This is a genomic window from Aquimarina spinulae (assembly GCF_943373825.1).
Classification (GTDB): domain Bacteria; phylum Bacteroidota; class Bacteroidia; order Flavobacteriales; family Flavobacteriaceae; genus Aquimarina; species Aquimarina spinulae.
In genome coordinates this window covers 1993483-2010372 of record NZ_CALSBP010000002.1, presented here as the reverse complement: position 1 = coordinate 2010372, position 16890 = coordinate 1993483, and the positions used below count along the sequence as shown (strand labels likewise).

General features: G+C 31.3%; 13 protein-coding genes. 6 read left to right on the top strand and 7 right to left on the bottom strand.

Annotated features, from left to right (window positions below):
• Positions 1–2 precede the first annotated feature (2 nt).
• The gene (locus tag NNH57_RS14455) at positions 3–521 is read right to left on the bottom strand and encodes an RNA polymerase sigma factor (RefSeq protein WP_074407129.1); all 519 of its coding nucleotides are present in this window, start codon (positions 519–521) and stop codon (positions 3–5) included.
• Positions 522–788: 267 nt separating this feature from the next.
• Between NNH57_RS14455 and NNH57_RS14450 the strand changes: the two genes are divergently transcribed.
• The 5 genes from NNH57_RS14450 to NNH57_RS14430 all read left to right on the top strand — a co-directional run bounded on the left by NNH57_RS14450 (position 789) and on the right by NNH57_RS14430 (position 6275).
• A complete protein-coding gene (locus tag NNH57_RS14450; protein ID WP_108809140.1) occupies positions 789–1781 on the top strand; it encodes a zinc-binding metallopeptidase in 993 nt (330 codons plus the stop codon).
• A 63-nt stretch (positions 1782–1844) separates the two neighbouring features.
• On the top strand, positions 1845–2300 hold the full coding sequence (locus NNH57_RS14445) for a DUF6438 domain-containing protein (RefSeq protein ID WP_108809139.1): 456 nt from the start codon (positions 1845–1847) through the stop codon (positions 2298–2300).
• Positions 2301–2675: 375 nt separating this feature from the next.
• Positions 2676–2816, top strand: a complete 141-nt coding sequence (locus NNH57_RS14440) for a hypothetical protein (RefSeq protein WP_159099324.1) — start codon at positions 2676–2678, stop codon at positions 2814–2816.
• A 136-nt stretch (positions 2817–2952) separates the two neighbouring features.
• Entirely contained in the window at positions 2953–4590 is a 1638-nt protein-coding gene (locus NNH57_RS14435; protein WP_108809138.1) for an asparagine synthase-related protein, read from the top strand.
• Positions 4587–6275, top strand: coding sequence for a glycosyltransferase family 4 protein (locus NNH57_RS14430; protein ID WP_108809137.1), 1689 nt, complete (start codon positions 4587–4589; stop codon positions 6273–6275). The genes NNH57_RS14435 and NNH57_RS14430 overlap by 4 nt, the downstream gene beginning before the upstream one ends.
• 29 nt (positions 6276–6304) lie before the next feature.
• On the opposite strand, the gene NNH57_RS14425 is transcribed toward NNH57_RS14430, so the two are convergent.
• The 6 genes from NNH57_RS14425 to NNH57_RS14400 form a co-directional block, all read right to left on the bottom strand.
• A complete protein-coding gene (locus NNH57_RS14425; protein ID WP_108809136.1) occupies positions 6305–8506 on the bottom strand; it encodes a PepSY domain-containing protein in 2202 nt (733 codons plus the stop codon).
• Positions 8507–8518: 12 nt separating this feature from the next.
• Positions 8519–9013 (bottom strand): DUF2271 domain-containing protein, encoded by a 495-nt coding sequence (locus tag NNH57_RS14420; RefSeq protein ID WP_074407135.1) that lies wholly within the window; start codon positions 9011–9013, stop codon positions 8519–8521.
• 1 nt (position 9014) lies between these two features.
• A complete protein-coding gene (locus NNH57_RS14415) occupies positions 9015–10508 on the bottom strand; it encodes an ankyrin repeat domain-containing protein (RefSeq protein WP_108809177.1) in 1494 nt (497 codons plus the stop codon).
• A 10-nt stretch (positions 10509–10518) separates the two neighbouring features.
• Entirely contained in the window at positions 10519–12972 is a 2454-nt protein-coding gene (locus NNH57_RS14410; RefSeq protein ID WP_108809135.1) for a TonB-dependent receptor, read from the bottom strand.
• Positions 12973–13020: 48 nt separating this feature from the next.
• A complete protein-coding gene (locus tag NNH57_RS14405; protein WP_108809134.1) occupies positions 13021–13926 on the bottom strand; it encodes a DUF6607 family protein in 906 nt (301 codons plus the stop codon).
• Positions 13927–14599: 673 nt separating this feature from the next.
• Complete coding sequence (locus NNH57_RS14400) at positions 14600–14947, bottom strand: hypothetical protein (RefSeq protein ID WP_108809133.1); 348 nt, start codon at positions 14945–14947, stop codon at positions 14600–14602.
• Positions 14948–15557: 610 nt separating this feature from the next.
• On the opposite strand from NNH57_RS14400, the gene NNH57_RS14395 reads away from it, so the two are divergent.
• A complete protein-coding gene (locus NNH57_RS14395) occupies positions 15558–16871 on the top strand; it encodes a tyrosine-type recombinase/integrase (RefSeq protein WP_234423448.1) in 1314 nt (437 codons plus the stop codon).
• Positions 16872–16890: the final 19 nt, after the last annotated feature.

Below are 16890 nucleotides of genomic sequence, written 5' to 3'. Positions count from 1 at the left end.
TGTTAAACCGTGCGCCCTAATTTTTCTCTTAATTCTAATAATGCCAAGTGCATTCTTCGCTCTACCGCTTTTTGGGTTAACCCAATAATCTCGGCAATTTCTTTATAGGTTTTCTTGTCTTTTCTGCTTAATAGAAAAACTTCTCTTTGCTTTGGCGGGAGTTCAGAAATACTACGTTGTAATTTTACCATAAACTCTTTTTCCTCCATTAAAAACTCTGGGCTATAATCATATTGAATAGAAGAGAAGCTTTGCTGATTATACTTTAAGATTACTTTTTCGTGATTTAATTCATTAAAAAAAGCATTTTGAGCTACTTTCATTAAAAAAGACTTTGCTTTATCAAAAAGTACTTTCTTGCAATTTTTCCAAAGTTTTACAAAAGCATCCTGTGTTATATCTTCTGCCTGTTTCATATCTCCACATTTATAATAAATGAAATTCAGGATCACTTCAGAATGATTATCAAAAATCATCCTAAAGTTTTTTTCATCACAAACAGACTTTTGTTTTTCTGACATCTTAGAAATACTTAGCTTTTTTTCAAAACTACGGTATTTAAAGAAAAAGTATAGAAAGATGTTGTTTTTTCTTTCTTTGATTGCCTTCTACTTAAGCTTTTATTGTAATGATATCTCCATATACTATAACAACAGTATATTTTGCTTTTACCCTATTTCTAAAAAAAATATAGAAGATTTTAAAAAAAAGTAAATAAAAAAATAGGGTGTTTTAGAAGTTCACTGTTGTGTAAGAAAGGACGTTTAATTTTTAACCCAAAATAAAACATGAACAACGTGAAAAGATGGAATTATATACTGATCATTTTTCTGAGTATAGCGACAATTTCTATTCAATCCTGTAGTAAAGATGATGATGCAGCCGGTCCACAACCGAATCCGAATACAGATACCCCAGGTACTACTGGTGGTGATACAGGAACTGATAGTGAGACTAATGGTGATGGTGGAAGTATAACTCTTTATAAAATTGATGGCGATAAAATCATAAAAGAAAAAGATTATAAAGTAACCGGGAAATTATTAGAGTTTCAAAAGGATACTAAAAAGCATGAGGAAATATGGGACTTAGTAAAAAAGATTGTTCCGCCCGATTATAGATCAAGAATGAGTGAGTTTGTAATTTTTGCTGGCGAAAATGATGGAACCGCTGGATATGTAGTAGAAAGAACACAAGACCTCTCGAAGTGGCAGATGGGTATTGCGATAGATTTTGCATATCAAGGAGGATTTAATGCAGGAGGAGAACTGGCATATACTATAGTGCACGAATTTGGACATATCATCACTTTGGATAAAGTGCAGGTTGATTCTTCTGTATCTCAAGGCGATTGCAAAAATTTCTTTACAGGAGAAGGGTGCTCCAGAGATAATTCTAATATTAATAAGCTATATCAAAATCATTGGGCTGATATCTGGGAAGAATTTCGAAAGGTGAATAATGAAAGTGATGCACAAAAATTTTATGATAAATATAAAGAGCGTTATGTAACGCAATATGCTTCTACTAATCCCGGAGAAGATATCGCAGAGGTCTTTGCTACGTTTGTGACCAGAGCAGGAGGAGCAAATGGAAGCAGTAGAGCAGAAAAAAAGATACAAATGATGTATGATAATGCAGAGATGATAAAGCTTAGAAATTATATAAGAGGCAATATCTCAAAAAGTAGCAGAAGTTTCCTACCTCTTCCCGGATCATGGAAAAATGCAAATACTTTTGGTAATAAAAATAAAACACACTGTGGTATTCACAAGCATTAAAATGATAAAAACTGTAGTAGTGATTTAATCATTCAAACCACTACTACTTAAAAAAGATAGCGCATGAAATATGTAATGATAATACTAATAATGGTAAGCTTTTCTTGTCAATCCACCAAAAATGCTACTGCAAATACTTCAGAAGATGAAGCACTAGTATATTATTCAAAAGGATCTTGTATGGGAAAATGCCCGGTGTATGATGTATGGATATATGAAGATGGCTCGGTTTCTTACTCGGGAATACATCACGTTTCTGTAAAAGGAAATATAAAAGCTAAGCTAGAAGAACAGGAATTTAGAGCGTTAAAAACGATGTTGAATAAAGACTCATACGAAGGTTTGGCTTTTAAAAAAGTGAGAGATAAGCCAATTACTACATTACGTTTTAATGGTAAAGAATATAAATATTATTCTTCTAGAATTGATGGTGCCCTAAAAGAAATTGATACTACATTAAAAAATGCAATAGATAACATCACAATGGGTTACGAAAGTGGTGGAAATAAAGAAGGATAGTTTTTGGGTAGGCCTTGAACTAGATATCTTTAAAAATAGAGGAAATTAAGGGGTTAATAATAAGTAGTAATGATTTGATTTGTAAAGGTTGCCCTTAATTTAGTGTCTATTTATAAACCTGATGAGTTTAACTTGTCAGGTTTTTTTTGTTTGATTTGATTATACTATTATAAGCAAAATACTTGCAAAAGTAAACTCACAAATCCTATAGAATTGTTTTTTAGAATATCATCATTTTATATAAAATACTTTTTCTCAATTATTTTATAAATAGTACTCAAAGGTTTAAAATTTCAGGTATAAATACGTATTTGTTATCTATCATGGATAAGTTACATTTATGATATAAATCATTAATTATTAAAACTTTATATTATGAAAATTAACAGTAATATTCCTACGGGAGAAGATCTTTTTAAGAACAAAACTTTCTCTCCAGAAAGAAACTCTTCAATGATAGAATTGAGAGGAAAAAGAGATGGAGACAGAGATGCTCAAGGTAAAAAGAATGGATAACATAAATATAAGATGAGGCTGCTTTAAAAATGTAAACAATCCTATTTGTCAAATAGATTATAGCAGGAATGTATTGAATCATTAGACTCAAAATAGTATAAAAAGAGATTTTTAAGACAGTCTCATCTTTTTGCTTATGATTAGTTTTTCGATTGATATAAAAGATATTATTTATCCTTGTGCTGCAACACCAAAAGGATGGTGTTTTGATGAGAGTAGTATAGAACCATTTACACATCAATCGTTAGAATCTTTTGCTATTACTAATGGAACACAATATCTATTTGTTGTTAGAGAACGTAATGCCCAGATAATAACTAAAGAAACTAAAAAGAGTACATTACGTATTGTTTGTGATAACGAGTTTCATGAAGTAACAAAAAACCTTAGACAGTGGTCACTGCATTATATTTCTCTTTTAATAGATAGCAATACCATTACTATTCATACAGGAAAATGGGGAGTTGCCCCAATCTATTTGGTAGAAAGTAATAATAAATTATTAGGGCATTGGAATCCCAAAGAACATTACAAACATCTTTCTTCGCTAACATTAGATAAAGAATTAGCCTCTCATTATCTTATTACATACTACAGACCATATTCAAAAAAAACAATATTCCCGAAAATGCATAGACTAACAGAGCGATCTGTAGCACATTGGAGTGGGAATGATACTTTAGAAATTACATATCCACTATCTCTCGAACAACCTTTTGCTAGAGAGCTTAAACCCGATGCCGATGTTGTTGGGATGTTTAAAGAAATTCTTAATCATTCTATGAAACGGTGGATACATAATGATGTAAAAACCATATCGACAGAATTGAGTAGTGGTCTTGATTCTGGGATTATCTCTATTATAGCTTCGTCTTTAACATCTACTAAGTTACAAACTTATGGTTTGCTGGTAATGGACGAATATAAAGGTGCTCAAATATCGCGAAGAAATGAATTTATTGCCAGGTTTGGATATGACGATACAAGCATACATATTGAAGATTTTTTACCTTTTTCTAGAAATAGTTATAGGATAACTAATGCAGAAATGGTTCCTTGGGAAGGGTGTTATCATGCCGCATTTAATCATTTGTTATCCTTGGCCAAACAAAATAAAAATGATCTGTTATTTACAGGCTTTGGCGGTGATGAATTATTTTTTCCCTATTGGAATGAAATGGATAACGAAGACAAAAAATCATATATGTCTAGTGCGCATTTACAAAGAAATGAAGTGCCTTTGTTTATAAAAGATGATTTATATGAAACATACTCTGATACAGTAAATTCGATAAAAAGAGCACCTAAATCATTAATGCCTGATTCATCTGTAGAAGCTGTGGCATATGGTTCTCCTGTATATCTTTCTAATAATATTTGGCCAGTAAGCCCCTATTGTACTCCCGAACTTATTAATTTTTGTAGAAGCCTTCCTTTTTCCTGGCGAAAAAATCGAAGATTACAACGAGAATTTCTCGCACAATCTGGTTGCTCTAAAAAGATTACCCACCCCAAAAAACCAGAAGATTTTGGCCCTGTCATGTTTCATGCATTGCAACAATCAAAATATCAGGTAAATAAGCTTTTTAAAAATTCGTATTTGGCAGATTTAGGGTATATAGAACCGAAAAAATTCATAAATGCTTATCAAGAACATATTAATGATAAAGGAGCGAGCAAATATTCAAATATTGATTTTTACACAGTAATAGCATTAGAATATACCATGCGTTCTTTGGTTGCTAAACAAAATGAAAATTTAGTAATAATATGATGACAAAGAAGTCTGCTGTTAAAAAAAATGATCTAGGGATATATCTTAATAGTTACCCTCCTGTTAAAGAAGGAGAAACTATATTCGGAAGAGATATCGCTGTGAATGATTTTCTAAAGGGATTACTTGTACATGGTAAACCAAGGAATTATCAATTTTATCAAACTTTCGATTTTTTTAAAAACACCTTTAATGATCGTAGGAAATTATTAGATATTGGTAATCAGCGAAAAGATATATCTATTACAATTAAGGATATTAATGATATAAAGGAGAAAAATAGTACGTTTGATTTTGATATCTGGCATGAAACTGATGCAGACTTCTCTAAAGCAATTTCTTTGCGAAATCGATATAGCGCAAAAGCCTATCCGATAAGTGCTACTTTTCATGTATTAAGTTATCAATATCTTTTACATGATTGGTATTTAGAAATTCTGTTGAAAAAAACATATGATTATGATACGATGATATGTACCAGCACAGCAGCCCAAAAAGCATTGAACACTATTTTTGATCATGTTAGTGAAAGGCTAAAAGATTCACATAACATCGATTTAAGTTTTAAAGGTAATACAGAGGTAATTCCTATAGGAATCGATACTACTATTTTTAAACCAAGAGATAAAAAAGAGGTGAGATGTGAACTTGGACTTCCATTAGACGCATTTATTATATTATGGATTGGAAGAATTTCACCGCTTGATAAAGCAGATTTACTACCATTATTATTGGTTGTTCAAAATCTTATAAAGAACAATCCTGAAAAGAAAATAAGGCTAGCACTCGGGGGAGCCGGAGAAGATATTTTTAACAAAATCATTGATGAATGTATTCATGACCTTCAATTAAATGACCATATCATTTTAATTAGGCCCTTGCCTGTATCCAAACGTCACTTATATCATTCTTGTGCAGATGTATTTGTTTCTCCTGCAGATAATATCCAGGAAACTTTTGGCATTACTCCTATAGAAGCTATGGCTTGTGGAGTACCACAGGTGGTATCTGATTGGAATGGGTATAAAGATACCGTAAAACATGGTGAAACTGGTTTCTTGATTCCTACGTATATGTGTGATCTGGATGAGGAAATAACACTAAAATCAGGGATGTACGATAATTACAATCTGATCGATCATTTTGAGTTTGCCCAGACTGTAGCTATTGATTTGGAAGCTTATCAACAAGCATTGCAAATGCTTTTGGATTTTCCATCTCTATGCTTAAAAATGAGTAAAAACTCTAGAGAACGAGCTTTAAAAATTTATGACTGGAAAAATAGTATTTACTTACACGAACAACTTTGGGAAAAACAATTAGAAAGAGCCAGTAAACAGAATGCAACTATAGATTTTATTAAAACATATGAGATTCCGGCCTTTTATAAAAATTTCAATCATTATGCTTCAAAAAGAATAAGTGATACCACACAAATAATCCTTTCTGAACAAGGGAAAAGAATAGTTAGTAAGGAAGAATCTCTTATTTCTTATTACGATTCGTTTAATCATCTTTCGACCCCTATTTTATATAGTGTGCTAAGTACCTTTGGAGGTTATACAAGTCAGGAGTTTGGTATGTTGAAGAAACAAATAAAGAGTGATACGATATCTTCAGAAAAAGTAGGAAAACACATCATGTGGCTATTAAAATATGGCTATTTAAAAATTCAAAATCATTAAAATATAATTGTTAGTGACTGGATTAAGAATTAGTAACAATCCATTTTAAGTTGCCCTTTATTTTGATAATAACGTATTGGTTTATTATTAACTTCTTTACATATTTTGTCTAAGAGATTAATAACCTCTTTTTGCATAATAACAGACCCACAAATTAGGATAACTCCGTTTTTATCTAATGTTTTTGTGATTAGATTACTATTTCTTTTTAGTACATGTTGTACATATATTTTTTCTGGTTGAGCTCTTGAATAGGCAGGATAAAATGTAGTTAAATTATTGTTTTTTAAACTGTCCTGAATTATTTCGTTATACAATTCATTAGATTGTTTATTTCTTCCTCCCCAAAATAGATGTGTTCTTACTTTCTTATTGTTTTTACTAATCATTCCTAAAAAAGGAGCTATTCCTGTTCCGTTTGCAATCATAATAACCTCTTTTGCATAGGTTGGGAAATTAAAATCAGGATTTCGCTTTATTGATGCCGTTATGCTATCGTTTTTGTTAAGCTCACTAAAATAAGTCGAACATATACCAAATTCATGTTTTTTAATACTCAAAAGAATATCGTCATCAATTTTACCAATAGAGTATAGGCGTTCGACAGCATCGTTTTCTGGATAAAAAGCTAGCAGATCTCCTGATGTAAACCGTATTTTCTCTTCTGGACGTAAACGCAGTATAAATGTATTGTCAATATTTAGTGGGGATCTATGAACAACAGAGAACCGTTTATTATTTTTAGATTTTGTGGCCTTTTGTAACTGTTTTACCTGTATTGGTAAATCAATCTTTTCTCCCCATTTTAAAGACCAATCTTTAAAAGATTCATAAGATTGATTGTTTATAGGGTATGGTTCTGTAGTCGATTTAAATTTTGGGTGAGATTGTAACATTTTGTCAATGTCTATCGCATATTTACAAAAATCTGGATACGCTAATGAACCAAAACCAACAACCGAAAATTTCATTTCTTTTTTGGGTTCGATTTTTTTAAAAGATTGCTCAAAACTTTTCGCATTGGTAGGAGGTTCTCCTTTACCATAAGTTGCTGTAAATACGATTAAATGCTCTGCTTTTTTATAGGAGGAATACTTGTTTAATTCTGAAATAAAGACTGTTTTTTCCAAATCAATTAAAGCATCATAGAAGAGTCTTGCATAATTAAATGTATTTCCGGTTTCTGAACCAACCAGAATGATGTATTCGGATTTGTCTTTATGATACACATTTTTTAGTACTAGGCTTTTCTTTCTTCGTTTTATAGTCATTAAAAAACCTGAATACATAAAGAACAAAATAGAACAGCTGGAAATAAGTAGTATGACAGACCATAATATGCTTCCTTGACCTGTATGCAACACCAAGCTCCAATGTGATAGTAATGTATTAAAAGGATACGCTACTTCGCTTAATATTTCGCCTGTAACTTGATTAATATTCAATTCTCTATCAGATAGTTTTATATGAAAATAATCTTCGGGATCATCAGAAAAGGGGAATTCTACTTTTCTAACATGTTTTAACCGTATTTGATTAAAAACTTCAAAATCTTTGATTTGCTGTTTGGGGGTTTCTTTTATATTCTCAAAATCTATTTGATGTTTAACGATATTGGATGGTAGCAGTGAAAATTTTTCTAGTGACAAGTATACACCAGTTAGGGCTATTATAATGATAGGAATTAATGTTAATCTACCTATTTGTATGTGGTAATATTGTTCAAAATTCTCTTTTATAACTTTAGAAAAAAAACGACGTATACCTTGTTGTCTTTTAATAATTAAAAGAACTCCGGTTGTTGCAATTAAAAATAATATAAAAGAAACTAGTCCCACAAAAAAACGACCAGTACTTTTTAGAAATAAAGAACGATGTAGGTTGGTCGCAAACTTAAAAACAGGAGCTTTTTCGATAATATCGCCTACCTTTTTACCCGTTAAAGGATCGACATAAAGGGTTTTGTTGTCTCCTTCTTTGGTAATTACTGAGGCTGACACAAAATCATTATTATCGATTTCAATTTCAATTATTTCACCATAATGTTTTTGTAATACTGTTATGGTTTGTGCAAGAGTGAGATTTTTTGTGTTGTTTGCAGCATAAGGCTCTAGCTGATTCGATATAGGTTCGAATGCTAAAATAATCCCTGTTAAAGAGGCTATAAGTATAAAAGCAAATGAAGATATAGCCAAAGCAAGGTGGCTATATCTCCAAATTGAAATCGTCATTTAATCGTATTGTTATTGTGGCATCATACGAATATATCGTATAAATCCTTTTCCTTCAATTTTACTTTTTACAGTTTCCGATGTTAACTCAAACTCTACATCATCTTTATAATACTCTTGATCTTCTACAGCGGTTTCAAAACGTATTTTATAGCCAGAGTCTATCTTATCGTTTTCAATTTCAATAATATTGATAGATCGTCCACCGCCACTTACAGTTGCTCCTGTGATCGCATCAATGTCTTGACGTTTTTTTCCATAGAATTTCCACCAATCTGTAATATCATGATACCATTCTTCATCATCACCTTGTACAAATAGTGTTTTTTCGTAGTTTCCGTTCGGGTCTAATAAAGAAATAACTATATATGCACCTTCTCCCGTGTAATTTGTCATTTGTATCATGCATTTATAAGGACTACTATCTGTAGTACTTTTAAACCCAAATACTGTAAAAATGGCAAATGCTATTATCGGAAACAGTCTAAATGTTACTATTTTTTTCATTTTATTTTAAAAAATTTAAATCTACGTTGTTTCCCTTTAATACTTCATTTTCACTTGCCAAATCAAATGCAGATTCTTCAAAATCAGTTTTAATAGTCTTATCGGCTCCAATCGATAATAAATAGGCTAAGATTTTATTATTCTTAGCACTCATTGCTGCTTTATGTAAGACTGTAATTCCCTCTTTATTCTTAGCATTGATATCGATATTATAATCAGGAATCATTTTTAATAATTCCAGGTCGTTTTTCTCTATGGCTAAATGATATAATGTATTTCCGTTTTTTTGAGGCTTGGCAATATCAAATCCTTTTTTAGTCAAAGCGGCTATTTTCTTTTTGAATTGATCAACCTTGTTGGGATTATACGATTTTAGTGTGTAGTACACCAAATTATTTCCTTTAGAATCGATTACATTTACATCGGCTTTTTGACTAATTAAAAAATCAACCACATCTATTGTGTTGTTTTTTATTGCATTGGTTAATGCAGAATGCTCATCTTTATTAGTGGTATTTATATCATTTGTCTTTTTTACCAATAATTTTATTACCTCTAAGGTATTGTTATGAGATGCATTTAACAAAGGAGTATTACCTTTATCATCCTTTTGATTACTATTTACCCCTTTATCTAAAAAGTAGTTGAATGTGTTTAAGTCTTTATTACCATAAGCGATGTTATGCAGTGGTGTTATTCCATCTTTATTAGTAATGTTCGGGTTAATGCCTAAACCTTCTAAGTACTTGATAAAACTCAATGGATTATAACCGCTACGTGAGCCTATAGTAGCTGCCAAAATAGCGTTATCCCCGTTGGCACTTGGATTTTTATATGGCAATCCCTTTTTTATTAATAACTCCAACATGGTTTTGTTGCCCTTATAAGCTGTATAGTTAAAAGCTCCGTTTCCATGGTTGTCTACGCTATCAAGGTTAAGCCCTTTGCTTGCAAAATAATCTACAAGTTCAAAATCTTTTAAATGACCAATTAATAGTAATAAAGCATTGGCTCCTTTTTCATCTAAATCACTTTTAACATCAATCCCGTTTTTTATAAATACATCGTAGATTTCTGTATTAGTTTGTCCTGCGACAGCAGCAAAAGTTAATGGTGAAAAATTGTGTGAATCTTTTAAATCTAATCTGGCATTATTATTAATGAGATGTTTTACCAATTCAAGATTTCCTTTATAAGCTGCCCAAAACACATAGGTTCTTTTATCATGGGTTAACTTATTAACATCATTCCCTTTTTTAGATAGTAAGTGTTTTATTATTGCATTATCTGCGTTTCCCAAAATAGCATATACTACAGCATCGAATCCATTTTTATTTAATGCCGTTGCATCATTACCTTCTGTTATTTTCTGATCTATAACTTCTATTGAAGGGTTAGTTTTCCAGAATTCTCTTTCTAAAAAAACATTTTTTGTCTGAGCCTGTAAAACATTTACAAACAAAAGAAATGCGGTTACTAATTTTATTGTTTTCATTTTTTTTAATTTAAAATTTATATCGCAATACCGTCCCAAAACTAGCAGGTTGAATCCTGTTAAGATATACTGTACGGTATGCATTATATCCAATTTCATTAAAAACATTATTTCCGAAAACATCTAAACTTAATTTACTATTAAATTTATATGATGCTTGTACATTTACCGTAGTATATGCTTTTAAATCAAAAGGCCTAACACCAGGAACTACTCCGGTATGTGTGTAATTTCTGGACCATACATTATGTGGGCGTTCTCCCAGATAATAAGCTCCTGCACCTAAAGACAGACCTTTTACATATTTTTTGAAGTTGTAACGTACCCAAAAATTTGCCGTATGCCTAGGTGTATTTATAGGACTAGAATTAAAATAATAAGATGCATGATTTTTATATTTGGCATCTAAGTAAGAATACCCTCCTATTATTTCTAAATTAGGCAATACTCTACCTATTAATTCTATTTCAACACCATTTCTGGTATCTTCTCCTCCTTGTAAATAATATCCTAAGAAATTACCTGCTGGGTCAATTGCTTGCAAGTTTAAGTTTTTACTATAAGTCGAAAAATAGGTTACGTTAAAACGTAAAGCCTTATTTAACCATACCGATTTAATACCTGTTTCAAATTGATCCCAACGTTCTGTGCCTAACTCTTTACCATTAACATCCCGGTAAAAAGAAGTCATAGGGTTAGAGCTACTGGCATAGGAGCCAAAAATAATAATATTTTCTGTAGGTTTGATATTTAATCCTACTAAAGGATTAAAGGCATCATCGCGTTTTGCTCCGGTCAAACTTCTTCCTATAAAATTACCTTTAGTTCTTTCTAATGTGGTATATCGCAATCCTAAAAAGAGATCAGCCCATTTGGTAACAGAAATTTTATCCTGGACAGTAAATCCATATGACTTTGTTTTAGATCCTGTAGCTCTTGCAGGGTTTGGTGTTACCGTAACACCATTAGGTAAAATATTATTGATAGGTTGAGTGACATCGATGATATCTATATACGTAGGAGGATCATTATCTGGGTCGTTATCATTGTCTGGGTAGTTAGCCGTATAAGCCGTATTATCAAAAGTAGTATTTCTGTAATCTACTCCTACCTGAAATGTATGTGTTAAAAAACCTGTTTTAATGTCTTTACCAACCAAATCTATTTGTAAAACACTATTTTTATCACTCCTTCCCTGAGCATAATACTCTCGATATCTCTGTGTGTTAGGTAGCTCTGGTAATCCAGTTCTTCCGCCTCCCTGAAAAGCATAAGAAGTCTCTGCATATGTTTCTAAATCAGAAGCAAAATACCCCGCTTTTATGCTTAGGTCATCATTTATTTCTCGCTCAAAACGTACTGCATAAGTGGTGTTTACAGAATTATTTCTATCAGATTCGAAACCTAAAAACTTATCATTTGACAATTTTAAAATATTGTTTGTTGCGTAATCTCCTAAATTAATGGTCCCTTGGTCTGGAGTTGTACTATCATCCATATAATCCATTTCGAGAACGATAGAGGTTTTTTCATCGGGTTTCCATGCAAGGGAAGGGTTTATATAAAAACGCTCCGAATTCACTTTTACTCTATAACTATCTGCTCTATCGTAAGAACCTGCTACTCTAAAAGCAATGGTTTCCTTTTTATCTAAAGGACCATAAAAATCAAATGTGGGGCGTACTTTGCCGAAATTGCCAAGTCTTAAACTTACTTCACCTCCGCTATAAAATTTAGGAGTTTTGGTTACAACATTTATGACTCCTCCTACAGAACCCAAATCACCTCCTAAACCTTGACTAATTGCAGAAATCCCTTTTAATACCTGAATATTATCAACACCTGCCATATCGGTAATAACACCAACTCCTCTGAAATCTGAATTGATTCTAACTCCATTTTTTAATAAAGGAATACCTCTATATCCTCTTAAAGACATACTTTCTCTTATATTTCCGTATGTAGCAAATGTATAAACACCAGCAACATTTTTGGTAACCTCGCTTAGCGTTAATGCATTTTGTTGATCAATAAGTTTATGAGACAGTACAGATATACTCTGTAACTGCTCATTGGGCTGTAAAGGTAGTCTGGTGAGTGTTTCTAATTTTTCTGCTCTTTTATTTCTAGAGCCAAAAAGTTCAACTTCTTCTAGCTGAGTATCATTTTGCAATACAAAAACAAGACCTGATATATCACCTGATATAGCTGTCTTTTGACTAAGTTCATTATATCCAACAGCACTAGCTACTATCTCATGAGTGGCAAAAGGAACATTGGTAATCGTAAAAGTACCATCTTCTTGTGCTTGTACACCTAGACTGGTTCCTTGAATGAATACATTTGCATAAGGAATCGCCTCATCAGATTCACTTTTTACAACGCCTTGTATAGTGGCTTGACTATACATCAAATTTAAGCTACATAGAAGTAGTAATAGGGGTAATTTTTTAAAGACTGACATGATTATATTATTTATTTATTGTGGTTGTGGTTGCGGTCATGATTGTTGTTATTGAACTACAAAAGATTCAATGACTTTATTAATATCTTGTTCTTTTGTGTATTCATCAGAAAATAGATGTTTATATAGTGGTTTGTTATCTACTTTGGCTTCTAATACTAAATTGGCGTTTCTACCATAAACTTTTTCCCATTTATTACGAACTAAAGCCCATTTTTGGTTGTTTTCTTTCCACCAGTTTGCAGCAGCTTTGCATTTATTGTCATCTACTTTTACATATGTATTAAATCCTTTTTCCTTAGCCAAAATAACATCAGCTTTACCTGCTTCACGTATTACTTTATCATTGTTTTGATCGTGTATCCAACCATTTTTGGTAATCTCATGTCTGTTTCCTCTAACAGTTACATTGTAATCACTTCTTTTAGTATACTCTCGTCTTGGTAGTGGGGCATCTGTTGTGTTTTCCCAAAAACTTTTTCCATCTACATGTACCCAGGTTGCAGAGCCTTCATAACGAGGACTATCGTCTACCTGATATACTTTTTGAGTCCATTGCCCTTTTACATCAGATTTAGGTTTACTTTCATAATTCCAGGAATTATTACCGTTGAACATATAGAAATCTGTGTTTTGAAATATCCAATCTTGTCTCCAATGTTTTACAATATGAGGTTTTGAAGGATCACCTACTTGTAATAGATGCTGAATAGAAATCTTGTTTTTATCCTCCTCAACCAATTGAGCCCATTCTAACCCTTTGGCAATTTTTGTTTTTGAAGGCTTATAAAGAGAATCATTGCTATATTGAAAAGTTTCTGCAAAATTGAAGGTTACTTCATAGCAACCGCACATTTTTTTTATAGCATTTTTATCTTGTTTTTTTTTATCCTGTGCAGTTATCGTACATACTACAACTAATAGTAAAAGTGATGAAAGTGTTAATCGTTTCATTTTTGAATATTTTAAAAAATTACTAATCCTTATTTAGATTGAATTAAAATAATTATATATTTGCTGCAAATTTATTAAGAATGAATCTAAATAGAAATAGATTTTTGCTTTATTTTTTATTTTTTTACCTCAATTTCATTTTCGCGTAAAAAGGATGATAGATATTACATCATAGAGGATGTACTAGTAATTATGATAAACCTCATTTTATCAAGGTCGTCAATGAGAGTACTGAAAGAGGAAACTAGAAATTAAAGTATACTTTATTAAAATAATAAAACGTGTTTTTTGTTTTATAACCATAGTGTTAATGTAAACTCTCCAGATCCTTTGATGTGGAGAGTTTTTTTATCCTTAAGGATAAAAATAGCAGTAGAAACTTAAGCTGTAGCGCTTATATAGAGGTAATTATCAATAAATCATATTTTCTGAGTTTTAGCTTAATTTTTATACCATCATTCTCTTGCAAACTGTACACTAGTAATTAGTCCGTTTTTTACTTCATAAATGGACAAGTATAATTATTCATAATCATAAAAACCTATAAAGTGCTGATAATAATATAGGTGAAAGATTTGGGTAAAAAATAAGAAACCTGTAAATCAATTATTTACAGGTTTCTTATTTGTTTTGGGCAGACAGAGAGATTCAAACTCTCTCACCTAAGATATTATTAGTTATTGACTACTTCGTTTTCTGTCATCTTTATATCGATAAGAATTAAACGTTTCTTGTATTTTTTTACTTGTGTATCTTTGCTTACAATTTCTATGTTATCAATTTCATAAGTAATTATAAACTCTTTTCCGGTAAGTTTTTTTGTACTTAAATCATACTTAGATATCGCTTTTTTACTTACAAAAGTAAATTCGAGTACCTTTCCCGTATCCTTATTAGTAAAATAATACGCTTTATCAGATTGCCCGCTATAAGTTACCTGTGCTTCTACGATATCATTATTATCTATAGAGGTAAAACTAGCTGTTAATACTACCGCTAAAATTAAAAGAATCTTTTTCATTGTATAATATGGTTTTATTGTTATATATATTGAGACACCAAAAGATAAACAAAGTCACTAATAATTCCAATAAAAAAACTCTTTAAGAGTAGACGTAAAATACGTTTTAATTTTTTTTCGTTTAATAAAAAGCATTTAACAATCAATAAAGCAGAAAGCCTTCTAGGTTTATTTATAGGTTGTCTCGCCTTTTTCTAACTGGCACCACTCCTAATTTAAAATCTAAATTATAATAGCGTTAAGTAGACTTTTTGTTAGTGTTTCCTGATAAGTCAATTTTGTGCAAACTTATTTCAGGATGGGACAACCTAAACAAAAAAAGCTTCTCGATTAAGAGAAGCTTTTATTTTTTGGTGCGGGCGGAGAGACTCCCTTCGACCAGGCTCAGGATAAACTTCTCGTCTCTTGCAAGTAGCTTAGGCTTTTAGGCATAAAAAAAGCCTCTCATTTCTGAGAAGCTTTTATTTTTTGGTGCGGGCGGAGAGACTCGAACTCTCACACCTCGCGGCACTAGATCCTAAGTCTATTATTTTTTGATTTCTAATGATTTCTAATGTGTTTAAATGTCATCATAAGTATTGTATGTAAAAGGTTTATATGATTTTTGAAAATGTTAAAAATCAACGAAAAACACAAAAAGTATGACCTATGTATGACCTTTTGGTTGAGTTTATTCGTTATATTTGGACTCAATATTCATATTATGGCAACAATTAAAGTACTACTACATCCCAAAAGTGATGGCTTGGGAGGTAAGATATTTAGAGTAGCAATTAGAGTAACTAAAGATCGCAAACAGAATTATTTATACTTGACTAACCTAAATAGTATTGATGAGTGGGATGATCAAGCAAGGGTAGTAACAAGTGAAAATCCGAAACATCATCAATTAAATAGACTTATCAGGAAAAAGTTTGATTCAATAGAGGATCTTATATTAGAGTATGAGGCAACTAAAAAATCATTTACAGCTAGACAAATTATTGATGAGATTAAAGGGGTTACTGAAACTGTAACTTTTTTTCAGGTTGCTGATGAACATGTTAAAAATTTAAGAAAGGCTAAAAAGCACAATCGAGCAATTTCAGACAACAGCAAAGTAAACAGCTTTTTGGAATTTACAGGAAATGAAAATTTAACTTTTAATGAAATCGATGAGACTTTATTAAACCGTTTTAAGTATCATTTACAGGCTAAAGAAACTGTTAGTGAAAGGTCAATAATGAATATTTTGATATTGATTCGATTACTTTATAATAGAGCTATTAAAATGGGAGTTGTAGATAGAAAGTATTATCCATTTGGAACCGATAAAATTAGAATAAAACTTCCTGAGACTTTAAAAATAGGATTAGATGAGTCTGAAATACGAAGAATTGAAAATCTTGATTTACAAGAAGGAACAACCATAGCACATACTAGAAATGTATTTCTTTTTTCGTTTTATCTTGCTGGAATACGAATAGCAGATGTTTTAAAAATGAAATGGAGTGATATAAAACAAGATAGGCTGTATTATAAAATGGGCAAAAACAATAAAGTGGTTTCGATTAAATTGCCAGAAAAAGTTATTTCTATTTTAGAAATTTATAGGAAAGATCAGAAAAAGGGTAACGACTATATTTTTCCTGAATTGAAAAATGCAAATGCCAAAGATGCAAGAGATATGTATGCAAAAATAAAAACAGCAACTAAAAAGTTTAATAATAATCTTTCTGATATAGCTGAATTGGCCGAGATTGATAAAAAAATAACGAATCATATTGCAAGGCATAGTTTCGGTAATATAGCTGGGGATAAAGTGCCTCTGCAAATGCTGCAAAAGTTATATAGGCATGGACATTTAACAACAACTATTGGGTATCAAGGAAATTTTATTCATAAAGATACAGATGATGCCTTAGAAAAGATCTTAAACTTTTAGGCATCATCTATATTGTTCT